18 protein-coding genes are annotated in these 17,343 nt (G+C 37.3%); 5 read left to right on the plus strand and 13 right to left on the minus strand.

Going from position 1 to position 17,343, the window contains the following annotated elements; genetic code table 11:
- Nucleotides 1-29: 29 nt before the first annotated feature.
- The 11 genes from IGL49_RS09370 to IGL49_RS09420 form a co-directional block, all read right to left on the minus strand.
- The gene (locus tag IGL49_RS09370; protein WP_104854909.1) at nucleotides 30-740 is read right to left on the minus strand and encodes a YcjF family protein; all 711 of its coding nucleotides are present in this window, start codon (nucleotides 738-740) and stop codon (nucleotides 30-32) included.
- Between the two features lie 142 nt (nucleotides 741-882).
- Nucleotides 883-1,785: a diacylglycerol/lipid kinase family protein gene (locus IGL49_RS09375; protein ID WP_104854908.1), complete on the minus strand. Its 903-nt coding sequence runs from the start codon at nucleotides 1,783-1,785 to the stop codon at nucleotides 883-885.
- A gap of 123 nt (nucleotides 1,786-1,908) precedes the next feature.
- Nucleotides 1,909-2,922, minus strand: a complete 1,014-nt coding sequence (locus IGL49_RS09380) for a CdaR family transcriptional regulator (protein WP_104854907.1) — start codon at nucleotides 2,920-2,922, stop codon at nucleotides 1,909-1,911.
- A gap of 141 nt (nucleotides 2,923-3,063) precedes the next feature.
- Entirely contained in the window at nucleotides 3,064-4,212 is a 1,149-nt protein-coding gene (locus IGL49_RS09385) for a glycerate kinase (protein ID WP_104854906.1), read from the minus strand.
- Nucleotides 4,213-4,233: 21 nt separating this feature from the next.
- Entirely contained in the window at nucleotides 4,234-5,526 is a 1,293-nt protein-coding gene (locus IGL49_RS09390; protein WP_104854905.1) for a GntP family permease, read from the minus strand.
- Nucleotides 5,527-5,634: 108 nt separating this feature from the next.
- Nucleotides 5,635-6,318, minus strand: coding sequence for a TVP38/TMEM64 family protein (locus tag IGL49_RS09395; RefSeq protein ID WP_104854904.1), 684 nt, complete (start codon nucleotides 6,316-6,318; stop codon nucleotides 5,635-5,637).
- Between the two features lie 150 nt (nucleotides 6,319-6,468).
- Nucleotides 6,469-7,542: an ABC transporter substrate-binding protein gene (locus IGL49_RS09400; RefSeq protein WP_104854903.1), complete on the minus strand. Its 1,074-nt coding sequence runs from the start codon at nucleotides 7,540-7,542 to the stop codon at nucleotides 6,469-6,471.
- Nucleotides 7,539-8,375: an ABC transporter permease gene (locus IGL49_RS09405; RefSeq protein WP_104854902.1), complete on the minus strand. Its 837-nt coding sequence runs from the start codon at nucleotides 8,373-8,375 to the stop codon at nucleotides 7,539-7,541. Before IGL49_RS09405 ends, IGL49_RS09400 begins: the two co-directional genes overlap by 4 nt.
- The gene (locus IGL49_RS09410; protein ID WP_002356510.1) at nucleotides 8,375-9,181 is read right to left on the minus strand and encodes an ABC transporter permease; all 807 of its coding nucleotides are present in this window, start codon (nucleotides 9,179-9,181) and stop codon (nucleotides 8,375-8,377) included. The genes IGL49_RS09405 and IGL49_RS09410 overlap by 1 nt, the downstream gene beginning before the upstream one ends.
- An 18-nt stretch (nucleotides 9,182-9,199) precedes the next feature.
- On the minus strand, nucleotides 9,200-10,285 hold the full coding sequence (locus IGL49_RS09415; protein ID WP_002356508.1) for an ABC transporter ATP-binding protein: 1,086 nt from the start codon (nucleotides 10,283-10,285) through the stop codon (nucleotides 9,200-9,202).
- A 25-nt stretch (nucleotides 10,286-10,310) separates the two neighbouring features.
- A complete protein-coding gene (locus IGL49_RS09420; protein ID WP_002359576.1) occupies nucleotides 10,311-10,853 on the minus strand; it encodes a helix-turn-helix domain-containing protein in 543 nt (180 codons plus the stop codon).
- A 263-nt stretch (nucleotides 10,854-11,116) separates the two neighbouring features.
- On the opposite strand from IGL49_RS09420, the gene IGL49_RS09425 reads away from it, so the two are divergent.
- The 4 genes from IGL49_RS09425 to IGL49_RS09440 are packed head-to-tail and all read left to right on the plus strand — an operon-like array spanning nucleotide 11,117 to nucleotide 14,088.
- Nucleotides 11,117-12,109 carry a YhdH/YhfP family quinone oxidoreductase gene (locus tag IGL49_RS09425; RefSeq protein WP_104854901.1) on the plus strand — a complete coding sequence of 331 codons (993 nt, stop codon included), beginning with the start codon at nucleotides 11,117-11,119 and terminating at the stop codon, nucleotides 12,107-12,109.
- A 15-nt stretch (nucleotides 12,110-12,124) separates the two neighbouring features.
- A complete protein-coding gene (coaB, locus tag IGL49_RS09430) occupies nucleotides 12,125-12,898 on the plus strand; it encodes a phosphopantothenate--cysteine ligase (protein WP_104854900.1) in 774 nt (257 codons plus the stop codon).
- Complete coding sequence (gene coaC, locus IGL49_RS09435; protein ID WP_104854899.1) at nucleotides 12,895-13,449, plus strand: phosphopantothenoylcysteine decarboxylase; 555 nt, start codon at nucleotides 12,895-12,897, stop codon at nucleotides 13,447-13,449. Before coaB ends, coaC begins: the two co-directional genes overlap by 4 nt.
- 3 nt (nucleotides 13,450-13,452) lie before the next feature.
- Complete coding sequence (locus tag IGL49_RS09440; RefSeq protein WP_104854898.1) at nucleotides 13,453-14,088, plus strand: ECF transporter S component; 636 nt, start codon at nucleotides 13,453-13,455, stop codon at nucleotides 14,086-14,088.
- A 51-nt stretch (nucleotides 14,089-14,139) separates the two neighbouring features.
- Here IGL49_RS09440 and IGL49_RS09445 read toward each other — a convergent pair whose 3' ends face one another.
- Complete coding sequence (locus tag IGL49_RS09445) at nucleotides 14,140-15,348, minus strand: aminoacyltransferase (protein WP_104854884.1); 1,209 nt, start codon at nucleotides 15,346-15,348, stop codon at nucleotides 14,140-14,142.
- Between the two features lie 237 nt (nucleotides 15,349-15,585).
- The gene (locus tag IGL49_RS09450) at nucleotides 15,586-16,092 is read right to left on the minus strand and encodes a QueT transporter family protein (RefSeq protein WP_002356499.1); all 507 of its coding nucleotides are present in this window, start codon (nucleotides 16,090-16,092) and stop codon (nucleotides 15,586-15,588) included.
- A 262-nt stretch (nucleotides 16,093-16,354) separates the two neighbouring features.
- On the opposite strand from IGL49_RS09450, the gene IGL49_RS09455 reads away from it, so the two are divergent.
- Nucleotides 16,355-17,314 carry a diacylglycerol/lipid kinase family protein gene (locus IGL49_RS09455; RefSeq protein WP_104854885.1) on the plus strand — a complete coding sequence of 320 codons (960 nt, stop codon included), beginning with the start codon at nucleotides 16,355-16,357 and terminating at the stop codon, nucleotides 17,312-17,314.
- Nucleotides 17,315-17,343 lie beyond the last annotated feature (29 nt).

Here is a 17,343-nt window from a genome sequence, read left to right on the forward strand (position 1 = left end):
TGTATCACCCTAGTTAATCGATACAGTGATTATTTCTTTTTAGCATTTTGGATGGCTTTAAATAATGTTGAAAATTGTCCTTTGAAAGACATCACATCATCAAAGATATCGACACCATCATTTAACATTTTGACGGTAACCCAGCCAAGCGCTTCCGTAATTGCTACCGCAACTGAAGCATTAACCATGCCACCAGTCACCGTTCCGACAACAGGAATCACTTTTAGAATATTTCCGACTGCGCTCTTACCTAAACTAACTACTACTAATTCTTTGGTTAAACTTTTACCTAAGCTTTCAGACCAAGATTGACCAAAAATTTTATGCAGCCGTGACATCATAGTTAATTGAACAGGTACCAGTAAAAAAGCATCCGAAAATGGAATTGGTGAAAACCCAATAATTGCTGCTGACAATGCAGCAAAATGAATCGTTTGATGACTTTTCTTTTTCACGTCAGGTGAAACACCAGCCAAAAATTCATCAAATACTTTGTCGAATTGTGTTTGACTATTCGTTACTAATTGTTCTGCTTTACCTTTAGAAGTGGCGAAAGCATTCATTATGGCCGTAGATGTTTTTTGTGGAAATTTTTTCAAGACATCTTGAAAAAAAGAACGAAATTCTGGATCTTCGATTTCTTCATTCAATTGCTTAGTTTCTTGTTCTGCTAATTCTTGTTTTTCAAGCTCTTCAAAAAGTTCTTGTTTCTTTTTGTTTTTATGTTTTTTTCTTCTCATCTAATAAACTCCTTTATCTATCAATATGTAGAAACAAAGTATAACATAGCCCCTGGTTAATTCTCGTTTAGATGATTTGAAAAGCTAGAACTTATCTGTTTTTTAAACAAATAGAAATGTTCTAGCTTTTTCAAAAAATCAGCTATTTTGTTTGTTCTTCACCGCAATACACTGTCAAGTGTTTAGGCAAAATTTCCAGCGTAATTGGCAGAGCAGCTCCTTCATCACCATCTACATTAGTGGTTAATTCTTCTTGGTTTTCTAAGGAGATTGTCCCTTCTTTAAACGTTAGATAAGCTAAATTATCGGTGGACTGGTCGACTCCTTTTAACAGATCTGGAACTGCTTTTACTGCATCCCATAATGATTGATCTTTTAAATAAACCAAATGAAGTTTGCCATCATCCACTTGGGCCTCTGGTAATAATGTTTCAAACCCACCGATTGAATTCGTTAAGCCAACTAAAACGGTACTACTTTCAATAGTTTGCTCTTTTTGATCCAATCTTAAATGAAAGGGATACGTTTGAGCATTCGCCAAATGTTTGGCACCTGAAATAAAATAAGCAAGTTTTCCTAACTTCGTTTTTTGTTCAACATCCACGTCGTTAATTGACTCTGGAATCGTCCCAATCGCAACGACATTCATAAAGTAGTCGTCATTGATTTTCCCCACATCTAAAGCACTGGTTTTTTCTAAATTTAATTGTTGAATCGCTTCTTCAGGATCCATCGGTAAATTCAAAGCTCGCGCTAAATCGTTCACCGTTCCTAAAGGGAAAAAGCCAAATTTTGGACGGTAAGCTTGCTCTGCCAACCCGCTAATTCCTTCATTAACGGTTCCATCTCCCCCCATTACGAAAACACTGTCGAAGTGACTTTCTGCAGCTTCACGGGCAAATTGTTCTGCATCGCCGCCTTTTTCTGTTTGTTTCACTACAACTTCATCAAATAACTGCTTTAATTTTTCTTCTGCTAACGTTTCAAATTCTTTGGCTTTTTCACCACCAGAACTGGGGTTAACAATTAAAACTGCTTTTTTCACTGGCTCCACTCCTCATTTCGTAACTAAATCATTTAATTCCTTACAATTATTATAAAAGATATCTTTGATTCTGGCGAAAAATATGCTGACACTTGCTTAACAAACAAGCATTCCTGCGCCTCACTACTTTTCAAAACGTTCTTTAAAGCAATAGGCAAAATAATAGAACAATTTCCAAAAATCTTGCCAAACTTTTGGATCCATCCCCGTCAATTCATGAATTCGTTTCAAACGGTAATTCAATGTATTTCGATGGATATGTAATCCTTGTGAGGTTTCATTGATGTTTAAGTTATGATTGGCGAAAAAAATAACGGTTTCATAGTATTCATCATAAAACGTCTGGATGGTTTCAAAAAAATCCAATTCAATATGAAAAGGAAAATTAAAAATTCCTTGAATGAAAAAATCTTCTGCTTGGTAAAGCTTGGCCTTTTCTAATTGGAGAAACGATAGAAGTAAATACGTGTTTTGTGCCTCTTGGACCATTTGTTGAATCGTGTCTTTTTCCGAACTTATTACAAGATATTCTGTTACTGACTTTGTTATCTGAGGTGGTTCAGAAGTAATCACCAGATAACAATTCTCCCATTCAAATATTTCATGGTTAGGATAATAACTGGATAATAAGCGCTTATCTTTGGTTAGTACACAATGATTTTGGTCATCTAATTGAAGGTTATATAATTCCAATGCTTCAAGTTTTAAGGCTTCTGAGTAAGTAGAATCAACATGCATTAAGTGCTGGATAAACTGATTTTTTTGTTTTTTCTTTTTTTCGCGTTCTTGTTGTGTATTTAACTCTTCTGTCAGTAAAAGAACAATCGAACGCACAAGCTTGGTAAATTTGCGCACCTCGTCTGGTTCCCCTGAAATGCCTACGACACCTAAAATGTGATTATTCAAAATAATCGGTTCATTGGTGCCTTTTTTCTCTAAAGAAGTATCTTTATAAATTTCAATGTTTTTTCGTTCGTTGATGGCTCTTTCTGCCCCACGATGGCGCTCCCCAATTCGAGCAGGATCTCCACTTGCAATAATTTTTCCTCGTTCATCCATAATATTGATGTTATAAGGAATATCTGCCATCAACTTTTCAACAATTTTATTTGCTTGGATTTTGTCTAATTTTAACATTGCTATCGCCAACTTTCTAAAAAGCGAGTAGCGTTTGGGACATAAGCCGCAATGACTTATGTCCCAAACGCTTAATTCTTCAGATCAACGACTGAACATCTTTATTTCAGCTTTCATTACTGATGATACCATGGTTAGTTCTTAGTCACAAGGCACCAGCTGTAATGTACGAGCAATATTTTCAACGGTTCTTTCTAAGTTAACTGGTCCATTTTTCAATGCTGCTTCCAATGGTTCGGCTTTGGCCAAAATTCCAAAAATAGCCGTCATCCCTTCTTCATAAAGGACATCCACATCTTTGCCGATATAGCCAGCACAAGCGAAAACCGGTTTTTGATACTTCTTGGCCAAACGTGAGACGCCATAAGGGGCTTTGCCGAATTTTGTTTGAAAATCCATCCCACCTTCACCAGTAAAGACATAATCAGCGGCTTTTATTTTTTCTTCTAATTGATTCACTTCTACGACAATATCAATCCCTGGGCGTAACTGAGCTTTCGTGAATGCTAGTAACCCTGCACCCAAACCACCAGCAGCTCCTGCGCCTGGCATCATCTCAACATCAATGCCGACCTCTTTTTTGATAATCGCTGCATAATGGGCTAAGTTTTTATCTAATTGAGCCACCATTTCTTCTGTCGCACCTTTTTGCGGACCAAAGACATGAGACGCCCCTGTTGGCCCTGTTAGTGGGTTATTCACATCACTTGCTACTAGAACTTCGGTAGCAAAAATACGTTGATCAAACTCTGTTAAATCGATCTGCGCCAGTTTATCTAATGCACCACCGCCACGTGTCAATTCTTGCCCTTCCTTGTCTAACAAACGCGCACCAAGTGCCTGAATCATACCTGCACCCCCATCATTTGTCACGCTACCACCAATACCGATAATGATTTTTTTTGCCCCATGATTGAGCGCATGTTGAATCATTTCTCCTGTACCATAAGTAGAAGTGATCAAGGGATTACGTTCTGCTGCTTTGACCAATTCAATTCCGTTGGCTTTCGCCATTTCAATGACCACCGTTTCTTGGTCACCTAATAAGCCGTAATAGGTTTCAACGATTTGATCAGGAAGCGGTCCTGCCACACGCACTGGTACTCTTATGCCTCCTGTTGCATCCACTAAGGAATCCACCGTTCCTTCCCCGCCATCTGCCATCGGGACATGTTGAATGTCTGCATCTTTAAATACAGCTAAAATCCCTTTTTCCATTGCCAGACAGGCTTCTTTTGCACTCATACTTTCTTTAAATGAGTCTGGAGCCAAAACAAATTTTTTCGTCATCTTTTCGCGCCTACTTTCCAACTAGTTTAAAATAAAGCCATATAAAATGGTTGCAATAATCGTCATTACCCCACCGACACACATTTCATAAGGAATCACTCGAATTCTTTCTTTAATCGTCATATTCATACTTTGTGCCGTAATATGGAAATAATTGCCTTGAGGAACACTATCAATCACAGTTGCCCCAGTATGCACCATGACTGCTGCTGAAAGTGAAGATGTGCCCATATCTAAAATCGCTGGTCCAAAAGAACCTGTCGCTAAAATAACCGCTGTGGATGTTGAACCAACTGCTAAGCCCATTAAAATACCAGAAATCGGTGCCAAGAAGGTTCCAGAAATTCCCATAACAGAAATTAAGTGGACAATTTGTGTTGATAAATCAGAAACAGAAATTAATCCAGCAATTGCACCTGCACCAATTAAAATTAAAACGGTATCGGTTACTCTCTTCAAGCCAGAAGATGCATAAAAGGCCAGTTGTTTTGTTTGCCCAATCGCAATTGTCCCAACAACTGAGGCGAACGGCAAAATATACAGAGCATCAATATTCAAACTTTTGATGAAAGAAATATTTAAAACGGCACCAATCGGATTAAGTAATAATAAGACAATCGCTAACACTGGCGCGATTAACGCCTTTTTCAAAGGTAATAATTCTTTTGTTTGTTCCTCCACAAGATCCGTCTCTTTGACCATTGATCCTTTGCTTCTCATGATATTTGCAAGAACAACAGCTGTAATTAAACCAAAGACGGCTGGAATAAAGCCAGCAATCATAACGTCACTTAGAGGTAAATCAAAGCCGTTCGCCGCTGCAATAGTATTTGGATTAGGCGAAATAATATTGCCCGCTTTGCCGCCACCTGATAAAGCAATCAATAATGATAACTTACTGATACCCGTACTTTTCCCAACGGATAGAGCAATCGGGGCAACGATTAACACTGCAACAGGAATGAATACGCCCACTGCTGTAATTACCATTGTGGATAATGCCAAAGATAAAATAGCTTTTTTCTCGCCCAGCTTTTGTACAATGGCGTTGGCAATTGATTCTGCCGCACCGGATTCCATCATCACACCCGCCAACATGCCGGCTGCTAAGACACGGATTGCGGTTCCCATAATACTTTGTGTTCCGTTTAATAGAACAGCGACTGTATCTGACAGGGAAGCGCCTCCAATAAGACAACCAACAATTGCACCAAAAAACAAGGAATACACAGGATTAAATTTTTTCAAAATTAATACTATCGCTACAACTAATCCTAAAATTGCAGCAACCCAAGATATTGTAATATCTGGCATTCAAAATCAACTCCTTAAATTGTTTACGCTTTCATTCTATCAAAGTCCTTTCTTTTTAAAATTGTAAATTTAACAGGATTTATTGTTCAAATGCACAAAAAACTGTTCTTAAAGAACAGTTTTTTGAAATTTTTTTCTATCTTTCTCAATAATGACCACCAAGCCAACGAACAAAAGAACACTCACAATTAACAATACTGCCGTTTTATTATATCCATGAAATAGCGCTTCGCCTCCACATGCGTAAAGTATTGAGGAAGGGATCACGCCAATCAATATAGCGGCTATTAAATTTTTTAATGGCAACTGCATAGTATCCGCAGCAAAATTAATCACCGAAGAAGGAATAATTGGAATCATGTAGCCCACCATAATCCCCATTTTTGGATGCTTCATCCGCCGAATGGCCTGGACCCAATGATTTGTCTCCGTTTTTTTATCTAAAAATTTTATATGATGCATCAAAAAGATCGCAACTAAATTTCCCATACTATTCCCTAAAACATTAATGAGTGTGCCGCTAAAGGGACCAAAACTCAATCCTGCAATCACACCAATTACTGAGGTTGGAAGCCCTGGTACTGCACACATGATTGCGGTCAAAAAAACTAACAATAGCGCTGCTGAAAAACCATGTGAACGAATTCGCTCTAATAATTGTGTCTTACTAGCTTTAGGATTCAAAAATAATTGAATATCTGTTTGATATTCTAGATACAAACGGTAGCCAACCAGCAGGATCAAAATAAGCCCGCTACTGATTAGTAGTATTCGGATTGTTTTCCTTTTCATTTTCTTTGCTCCTTTTATGCTTTATACAAAGTGTAGCACAGGATTCTTTGTGCCTCAATTAGAAGCTTGTATGAATAAAAGCCGCCCCTAAAAGTTAGACTAAAAATCTAACTTTTAGGGGCGGCTCGAAAGTTACGAAGGTACTTTTTTTTATTTCCGATACATCTTAAACTCCAAGAATAGATCGTTATAAATTCCTAAGTATTCTTGTCCTAAATCTTGGTAAACTTCTAAATGTTTGATAGTTTCATCATCTGGATAAAATTGTTTATCTTCGGCAACTTCTTTTGGTAATAGTTTTTTAGCTTCTTTATTTGGTGTGGAATAACCAATATATTCTGCATTTTGTGCCGCATTTTCTGGTCGTAACATAAAGTTCATAAATGCATAGGCCCCATCTTTATTTTTGGCTGTCTTAGGCATCACAATGTTATCAAACCAGAGATTAGAGCCTTCACTGGGAATCACATAATGTAGATGTTCATTATTTTCTAGCATTTCAGCAGCTTCACCAGAGAAAGTTACAGCAACTGCACTTTCTTCATTAGCCATGTACATTTTGATTTCATCGGCAACAATTGCTTTGACATTGTTCGTTAATCGGTTTAACTTATCGGTAGCCTGACGTAATTGTTGGTCGTTTTTACTGTTTAACGAATAGCCTAAACTATTCAAAGATAATCCTAACACTTCGCGAGCGCCATCAATCAGCATGACATTATTTTTTAATTCCGGGCGCCATAAATCATCCCAATGTTGGATCTGACGGCCGTCAATAAATTTATCATTATAAATAATCCCCAACGTGCCCCAGAAGTACGGAACGGAAAACTTATTTTTGGGATCAAAGGATTGATCTAAAAAGCGTGCATCAATTTTTTCTAAGCCTTTTAATTTGCTGTGATCAAGTGGTAAAAGCATCTTCGCTTTCATCATTTTTTGAATCATATATTCAGAAGGAATGGCAATATCATAGGCTGTACCACCTTGCTGAATTTTTGTATACATGGCTTCATTAGAATCAAAGGTTTCGTAATTGACTTTATAACCTGTTTCTTTTTCAAATTTCTTAATCAAGGCCGGATCTATATAGTCCCCCCAATTGTAAATGGTTAAGGTATCTGCTCCTGCCATGCCACTTGCTTTCTCCAATTGGCGCACGCCAAAAAACAAGATGACAATAATAGCGATAATTCCAATAAAAAGTGACTGTAATTTTTTCATTTTAACTTGGCCACCTCACTTTGTTCCCGACGCATTTTCTTTAAACGTTTTGGCGTATTGTCTTTACTGATAAAGTAATAACCGACAACTAGAATCATTGAGAATAGGAACACTAACGCACTTAAGGCATTGATTTCTAAACTAATTCCCTGACGTGCTCGTGAATAAATTTCAACAGATAATGTTGAAAAACCATTGCCTGTCACAAAGAATGTTACGGCAAAATCATCCAACGAATAAGTAAAGGCCATAAAGTAGCCAGCAATAATTCCTGGCGCTAAAAAAGGCAAAATGATATTTTTAATCACTTGAACATTATTGGCCCCTAAATCCCGTGCCGCATCTACCATGGAGTCGTTCATCTCTTGTAGTTTTGGTAAAACCATTAAAACAACAATTGGAATACTAAAGGCAATATGCGACAATAACACACTTGTAAAACCTAAACTGATAAACCCTACTGCCGTGAAGAAAATTAAGAAACTGGCCCCAATAATAACATCTGGTGAAACGAGTAAAATGTTATTAAAGCTAAGCAATGTGTTCCGGTTTTTACGACGTTTTGTATAATAAATCCCCATCGCACCAAATGTTCCAATGACGGTTGCTATTAAAGCCGATAAGAAAGCTAACAAAAATGTATTCAGAACAATGGTTAACAAACGTGTGTCTTCAAAAACGTTCCGATAATTATCTAACGTAAAACCAGTAAACTGATTCATCGTTTGCGTGTCGTTAAACGAATAAAAAATCAAATAAAAGATTGGTGCGTACAGTAGCGCAAAGACAACGAATAAATACACATAAGACCATTTAAACTTTTTCTTTTGCATTATTTGCCACGCCCTTTCTTCTTCTCACCCGTCAGCAACATCACAATAAACATGGCAACAATTAAAATCACACCAATTGTTGAACCCATACCCCAGTTTTGCGTTACTAAGAAGTGTTCCTCAATCGCCGTCCCCAACGTAATCACCCGATTGCCGCCAATTAAACGCGTTAACATAAAGAGCGAGAGCGAAGGAATAAAGACAGCTTGAACACCACTTTTCACACCGTTTAGGGAGAGAGGAAAAATGACCCGGCGGAACGTTTCCGCACTGCTAGCTCCTAAGTCCCGACTAGCACTAATCAATGAAGGATTCATCTCTTCTAAGGCATTAAAAATCGGCATAATCATAAATGGAATTTCAATATACGTTGCGACAAATAAAAAACTGAAATCTGTAAACAGAATTTGGTGCGTGCCCAAACCCATAAAACTCATAAACTGATTGATACTCCCATGAATACTGAAAATCCCAATAAAGGCATAAGCTTTTAATAATAAATTCACCCACGTTGGTAAAATAACGAGCATTAACCATAACTGTTTATGCTTGAGCTTTGTCAAAAAATAAGCCGTAGGATAACTTACCAATAACGTAAAAATGGTAATCAGAAAAGCATACCAAACCGAATTAATGGTCATACTTAAATATGTTCCTGATGTAAAATACGTTTGGTAATTCGCCAAAGTAAACTGGCCATTCATATCGAAAAATGATTGATAAATAATCATTAGCACTGGCGCAATGACGAATAAAAGTAACCACATTACATAGGGAATCGAATAAATTCGACGCATTGTTTTCATTTTATTTTCCCCTTTCGTTTACTCGTCGTAACTTTCTAAACGGGCATCAAAGTCTTCCTCTGATTCATTGAAGCGCATCACGTGAATATCTTCTGGCTCAAAAGATAGCCCCACTTGAGCCCCTTCTTTAGCTTTTCGAGTGGAATGCACCATCCATTCGTTTCCTTGTTCATCAAAACAAATAATTTCATAATGAACGCCGCGGAATAACTGTGTGTCCACCGTTACGGTTAGCTTGCCTTTTTCAAGCGTGGTAATCGTTAAGTCTTCTGGACGTAAAACGACTTCTACAGGTTCATTTTTCCGCATGCCGCCATCGACACATTCAAACTTTTTGCCCACAAATGAAACTAAATTATCTTCCAGCATCACGCCATCCACAATATTACTTTCCCCTACAAAGTCAGCAACAAAGTGATTAATCGGTTCATCATAAATATCGACTGGTGTGCCACTTTGCACGATATGACCTTTATTCATGACAAAAATTTCATCACTCATCGCTAATGCTTCTTCTTGATCATGGGTCACAAAAATAAAAGTAATTCCTAAACGTTGTTGTAAATCACGTAGTTCATATTGCATCGCTGTGCGTAATTTCAAATCTAAAGCGGATAACGGCTCATCTAAAAGCAATACTTTTGGCTCATTGACAATCGCTCGTGCAATTGCGACCCGCTGACGCTGGCCCCCAGACATTTCACTAATTTCACGTGTTTCGTAGCCCGGTAATTGAACCAAACGTAATGCCTCTTTCACTTTTTTTTCAATTTCTGCTTTGGATAGTTTTTTGATTTTTAAACCAAACGCAACATTATCAAAAACATTCATGTGAGGAAACAAAGCATAATCCTGAAACACGGTATTGACTTGGCGTTTATTGGCAGGTACATCATTTATTCTTTTACCATCAAAATAAACATCGCCAGAAGTCACGTCATTGAATCCCGCAATAATACGCAAAATCGTTGTTTTGCCACATCCTGAAGGTCCTAATAACGTATAAAATTTTCCTTCTTCAATTTCAAAGCTGACATTTTTTAATACTGGTTCATCGTCAAATTGTTTGACAACATTTTCAAATGAAATCACATGGTTTCTCACTGGATAAACTCCTCCATTTCGTCCTTTATAAATACGATTCTGTCGCCACAATTAACGCACGACTTTTTCCTCGACCATTGTTGCTAATTTGGTGAGGTTCTGTTGCTTGGTAATACATGGTTTGACCTTTTTTAGCAATATACGTGGCTTCCCCTAATGTCAAACAAATGGAGCCATCAATCACATAAATAAATGTTTCCGATAGAGAAGGTTCAAACGTTTTATATTCGCCATTTTTATCAAAAGTAATAATGACAGGTTCCATTTCTTTTTCATTTGAGGCTGGAATTAACCATTTTAGTTCATAGCCATGTTCTTCATCATAATAGAGGGTACTTTCTTCTTCATTGTAGACAATTTTCTGTTCAAGCGGTTGCTGACTAAAAAACTGCTCTGGCGTCACGCCTAGTACTTCTAAAATTGAGAAAAATGTTTCCATTGATGGTGAGCTTAAATCCCGCTCCAATTGGGAAATATAGCCTTTGGATAAATCCGTTCTTTCGCCTAATTCTTCTTGCGTTAAATTTTTCTGAATGCGTAAATTCCTCAACTTCTCACCAATTTCCATGGCACACCTCGTTTCTATTTTCAGCTAATCTTTTCAACAAAAGTTTTGTAATACTAAACTTACAGTTTAGTTTTACCTTTTTTAGTATACGAACTTTTTGAAAAATTTCAACCATTTTTCTTTATTTTTCTAGTCTAATTGTCACACAATCTTTCTTTTCTGTATAACTTACTGTTTATAAGAAGAAAAATGATACGAAAAAATCAGAATATGATAAAATAAGACGAGTTGCTTTTTTACATAATTGGAAGGAGAGTTTTTATATGAATTCATTTCAAGCATTTACGTTAAGAGAACAAGGTACATCTGTTATTGGTCAACTAGAAACCATTACTTTAGACGATTTATCAGAAGGCACTGTAGTAATCAAAGCAGCCTACTCCTCAGTTAACTTTAAAGACTCTTTAGCTTCAAAAAAAGACGGCGGTGTGATTCGCAATTATCCAATGATTCCAGGAATTGATGTCAGTGGCACTGTTGTCACATCGGAAGATCCTCGTTTCAAAGAAGGCGATAAAGTGATCGTAACAGGCTATCAATTAGGGGTTAGTCATACTGGTGGTTATTCTGAATATGTGCGTGTTCCTGGCGATTGGGTAGTTCCACTTCCTGAAAAAATGAGTCTCAAAGAAGCAATGATTTTCGGAACTGCTGGCTTTACGGCAGGATTATCTGTCACAGCTTTAGAAGACGATGGCTTACGAGACGACAAAGAAGCCCCCATTATTGTAACTGGTGCGACAGGCGGTGTTGCGACATTGTCTATTGCGATGTTGCATCAATTAGGCTACACTTCAATCACTGCATTAACTAGAAAGCCAGATTCTTTTGAGCTTTTAAAAGAGTTAGGTGTTAGTGAATGCTTATTAGTAGAAGATTTCTTAGCAACTCCTGTTAAAGCATTAATGAAACAGCGTTTTGCTTTTGCAATTGATACCACTGGTGGGGAAATTACTTCTGCTGTTTTACCACAACTTCGTTATGATGGCCGTTCAGCCATTTGTGGCCGCGCTGCTGGAATTACATTAGAGACAACCGTTTTACCCTTTATTTTACGGGGCGTTCATTTATTGGGCATTGATTCGGTTAATGTTGGTATGGACAAACGAAAAACAGTTTGGCAACGTCTGGCGACTGATTTAGACATCACTGAAAAAGCTGTGTATCAAGAAATTACTTTAGAAGAACTTCCCCCTGTTTTTGAAGCATTACAAGCAGGCCAACATATTGGACGGACTATTGTCCGAATTTCTTAAGGAGGCGTTTTGATTATGGATGTTTTAGTTACTGCTGGCGGAACGTCAGAACCGATTGATAATGTTCGTTCAATTACCAATCATTCTTCTGGCGGACTAGGAAAAGCAATTGCTGAAAGTTTTTTAGCTGCTGGACACACCGTAACCTATGTAACAACCAAACATGCATTACGTCCAACGCAACAATTGGACTTATCAATTAAAGAAATAGAAACAACGGTTGAATTAGCCACTACGTTAGAACAACTCTTCGCTGAAAAGCAATTTGATGCGATTGTTCACGCAATGGCAGTCAGTGATTTCACGACGGAAACTGCGCAAACGGAAGAGCAATTTATTGCCTCTTTTGCTCAACAATTAAGCGAACAAACATTGCCAAAGACCAAAGATGCCTTGGCAACTATCATTCAAAACACATTAAATCAGATTGTTGATATTCCTCAAACAGCAACAAAAATTTCATCCGATACGGATCGATTATTAATTTTTCTAAAGAAAAATCCTAAAGTCATCCAAATGATTCGTGACAACCAACCACAAACTGTTTTAGTGGGCTTTAAATTACTTGTCAACGTTTCACAAGAAGAACTTGTCCAGGTTGCACAAGCCGCTTTGGTTAAAAATCGGTGCGACTTTGTCTTAGCCAATGACTTGATGAACGTTCATGAAACAGAACACGAAGGATTATTAATTAACGAAACGGGCATTGTCCAAGAAGCTTGTTCAAAACAAGGGATTGGTTCAATGATCGTTAAAAATGTTGAAAAGAAATGGAGAGAACAACAATGAAAACTATTTTATTAGGTGTCTCTGGCAGCATTTCTGCATATAAAGCAGCAGATATTACAAGTCATCTAACTAAACTTGGGTACAATGTGGAAATTTTAATGACTAAAAGCAGCACGGCGTTCATCACCCCACTGACATTACAATCACTTTCTAAGAATCCGGTGCATACGGATGTTATGATGGAAATTGACTCCAGTAAAATTAATCACATTGAGTTAGCTAAAAAAGCGGATTTATTTTTAGTAGCGCCTGCTTCGGCCAATACAATTGGGAAATTGGCTCATGGGATTGCCGACGACTTATTATCAACAGTTGCTTTGGCACTTTATCCTGAAACCCCAAAAATTATTGCGCCAGCGATGAATACGTATATGTACCAAAACCCCATTGTCCAACGCAATATTGGCATTTTAAAAGAAGTCGGCTATCAAGAAATAATCCCACGTGAGGCTCTTTTAGCTTGTGGCGATTATGGTCGTGGCGCACTTGCCACTGTTGAAGATATCATTCAAACAGTGCTGAAAATTTTAGCATCTGATAACAAGGAGTAATTTATGAATAACACGAAAAAATTTACGTTAACAGCAATGTTCTTAGCTATCTTACTTTTACTGGCTTTAACCCCGCTAGGATTCATCACACTAGGCCCTTTAAATTCGACCACGATGCATATTCCTGTAATTATTGGTTCCATTGTTTTAGGACCAAAAATCGGTAGTATGTTGGGCGGCACGTTTGGGGTCATTAGCTTAATTAAAAATACGACAGCACCAACACCTTTGTCGTTTGTTTTTTCTCCATTTATTCCTGTGATTGGTACCGATCATGGTAGTTGGAAAGCTCTTTTAATTGTGCTCATTCCGCGGATTTTAATTGGAGTCGTCCCTTATTTCGCCTACAAATGGCTAAATAAATTAACGAAGGAAAAAGCGCAACCTGTCTCCTTGTTTGTGGCTGGTGTTTTAGGCTCAGCAACGAATACCATTTTAGTCATGAACATGATTTATTTTCTTTTTAATTCCGCTTATGCTGAAATTATTGGTAAAGCTGGAACTGCTGTTTACTTAGCGATTATTGCAACGATTTTCAGTTCTGGTGTGCCAGAAGCTCTTGTTGCTGGTGTAGCTGCTTCAGCAATTGCTAGCGTTTTGCTTCGCTTAATGAAACGGAATGCAACGCAAAAATTATAGAAAAAAACACAAGGACTAAAAATCGAGTTTGATTTTTAGTCCTTGTGTTTTTTATTTATTTTTTTGTTTTCGTAATTTATAGGCATATTCACTGGCTTTAAATAATAATTTATTAACCGGCAAATCAAATTCCCCAATAAATTCATTAATCGTTGGGTTGAAGTTGGCTTTAAACTTAATTAAGCCATCATTTAAACTACCTTCTAAGCCGCCCATATTACAGCTTTCGCACCCACGATTAAAACACTCTTGAATAGCATCTCGCCAAGTCACATAAGTTGGCATGTAGCGTTTATAACGATCATCTAAGCCAGCATAAAGGATTTCACTTGTTGGACCAAATGTCACAGCCAAGGCGCCAGCAACCGTGACGATTTCACCAGCTTCTGCGATATTTTCTTCTAATTCTTTTAGTTCCCGAGTCAAGGAAGCATCTAATTCTTCTAAATTATGGCGCTTTTTCACTTGATTTTCTTTCAAATTACTTAAGTCTTTTTGATTTTTATCATAGCGTTGTTGCGTGCTATCTAAACGTTCCTTTAAATTGACTTGCGCCAGCATAATAAAGGAGTCTTCTGGGTAAATGTTCAACAGCTTCTTAAAGTAATCACTATTCCGTAAAGAAATATGTTGGCGTTCCATGGTTGATTGAATGACTTTTTCAAATTCATCAACAAAGTCGACATGCCCTTGCTGCACAACGACCCCCTTTTTTTCGGCTGTTTTAATCATTTTCTTGGTGCTTTTTGACAATTGTTCCTCACTAAAATCTTCACGATAAATATTCGCTTGGAAACGAGGTTGGATGGTAGCCCCCATATCCATTGTTAGTCCTTGATATTTGGCTCCAGCTTTTTTTAAAGTCTCAATAATGGATGTCGCTTCAGCATGCGGTTGATGTTCTTCTCCCAAATGGAAATCTTGATAGTGAACCGCTGGATCCATTTTTATAAATAAAGCTCGTTTTTTCTTGCCAAATTTTTTCAATTCAGCCATAAAGTAGCTGACCAAACGTTCATTTGTATAGTCCATTATTGGACCTCTTGGTGTATATAACATCGTAAAACCGGCTGGTAATGGTTTGATTAAAACTAAACTTGATGCGACTAATGTATCCTTTTCATAAACCCCAACAATTTCAGAACCCCAGTTATCCTTGACTTTTGCCCATGAAGATGACTGGAGTAAATTACATAATGGGTGATTTTTAACAAATGTATCGTGTACTTCTGCCGGAATACCGATTTTAAATGTGTACATGTTCAAACTCCTCTACTGTGACTTTCCAATAGTCCGTTTATCTTACACTATCATAGTGTATTCCAACAGACTAGTAAAGTTTTACATGAAAATTTTTAGAAAAAATGTAGATCTTATTCTTTATGTAAAAAAGACGAGGTAGAAACAGTTCATTCTATCACTTAGTTAACTAATAGCTACGACACTTTTCTTCACTGCCATTCAAAGGATGAATCATTTCTATCTACATCTTTTCAATTAAATACGTGTTTCAAATTTCAATGACTTGTTGATAAAATACATGATTGGTGCTGAAATCGTCATAATAATCGCTTCACTTAATGCTAACCAACCATAAGTTGTCCAAAATGCTTGACCGCCACTTGGTACTAGCATAAAGGCAATAAAAAACATACTTACAGTGAAAAATAGACTATTTAGACACATTCTAACAGGAATACTTGGTACCTTTTTTTGTAAAAAAGCTGTTAAGCTCAATGCGAATAATGTTTGCGCTCCACCAAACAGAGCATCCATTACACCAAAACCAAAAAATAAGTTAAAAAAGATAACGCCGCCTAAAACACCCCACATCAATTTGCGATTGAAAACGACTAGGTGATTCAAACTTTCTGAAATTCTAAATTGAATCATACCAGAAGAAACTGGCCGAACCAATAAAGAGAGGACAATATATAAGCCCATAATGATACCATTGGCTAAGACTGTTCTTAGCTTTCGATTGGCTTGAAACGAATTTTGCATACTTTTTCCTTCTTTCTCCGAGTTTTTTTACAAGGGATGGTTGATGAACCTTGGTTACAATTGCAACAGTTCACATTCTAATATGGAAAGTCAAAATAGTCAACGAAAGCTCTGTTTTACTTTGCACTTATTTGAAGTTTTCACCTTTCATGCATTATTTCGTGCCTTTTTCTAGTCATTTTTTACTTTTTTAAGCAATCTTTATTCGCAGAAGTTCCTCCCTCTGGTATAATGGACAATAGCGATTCAAAGGAGGAGCTTAATGAACATTCACTACTATCTTATTATCAACGAGCAGGCAAGTAGCGGCAATGGCCGAAAAGTCGCTAGAAAAGTGATTCAACAACTCAAGCAACAAGAACTTAAATATACGGCTCTTTACACTGATTACGCTGGACATGAAAAAGAATTGACGAAGGAACTTGCAGAAACAACTTTACTTCCTTGGTCTGAAGACATAGAAGTTTCAACTTTTCCAATCCTAGTCGTGCTAGGTGGCGATGGCACACTACATAATGTCATTAATTCATTACTTCCATATGATTCAGCTATTCCTTTAAGCTACATTCCGTGTGGCTCTGGAAATGATTTTGCACGAGGGGTGGGATTATCAAGAAATATTGATAAAGCATTGCATCAAATCCTGCGCACTAGACGACCAAAAGAAATTCAAACGATTCATTATGTAGAAGCCAACCAAGAAGAAATCGGCTTAGCCACCAATAATGTTGGCTTAGGATTAGATGCGGCAATCGTGGAAAAAACCAACGAATCGTCATCAAAAAAAGCCTTAAATAAATTTAAGCTTGGCTCGCTTTCCTATATTTCTTCAATCATTCATGTCTTTTTTAAACAAAAGGGCTTTCCAATTTTAGTTGAAATGAATGGTAAACAATACACATTTAATCGTGCTTTCCTATGTACGGTCACAAATCATCCTTATTTTGGCGGGGGTGTATCAATTATGCCGACGGCCAATCCTCGCAAAGCAGTCGTGGACTTAGTTGTCGTGGAACGGATCAACATTTTTAAAATTTTGTGGCTTATTTTCCTATTGCTTCGCCAAAAACAAGGGAAATCTAAGCATTTTCATCATTTTCAATCAAGCAAAATTCGAATTGTTTCGACGATTCCACAAGCCGTTCACGCAGATGGCGAAATTTTAGGCAAACGAAGTATTGATATGGTTTACACCACACAAAAACGTTTGTTTTGGTTTTAAGTGAGTCCCTTAAGGTTTAAAAAGAGTGC

It is taken from the genome of Enterococcus sp. DIV1337a (genome assembly GCF_051712285.1).
GTDB lineage: Bacteria > Bacillota > Bacilli > Lactobacillales > Enterococcaceae > Enterococcus > Enterococcus faecalis.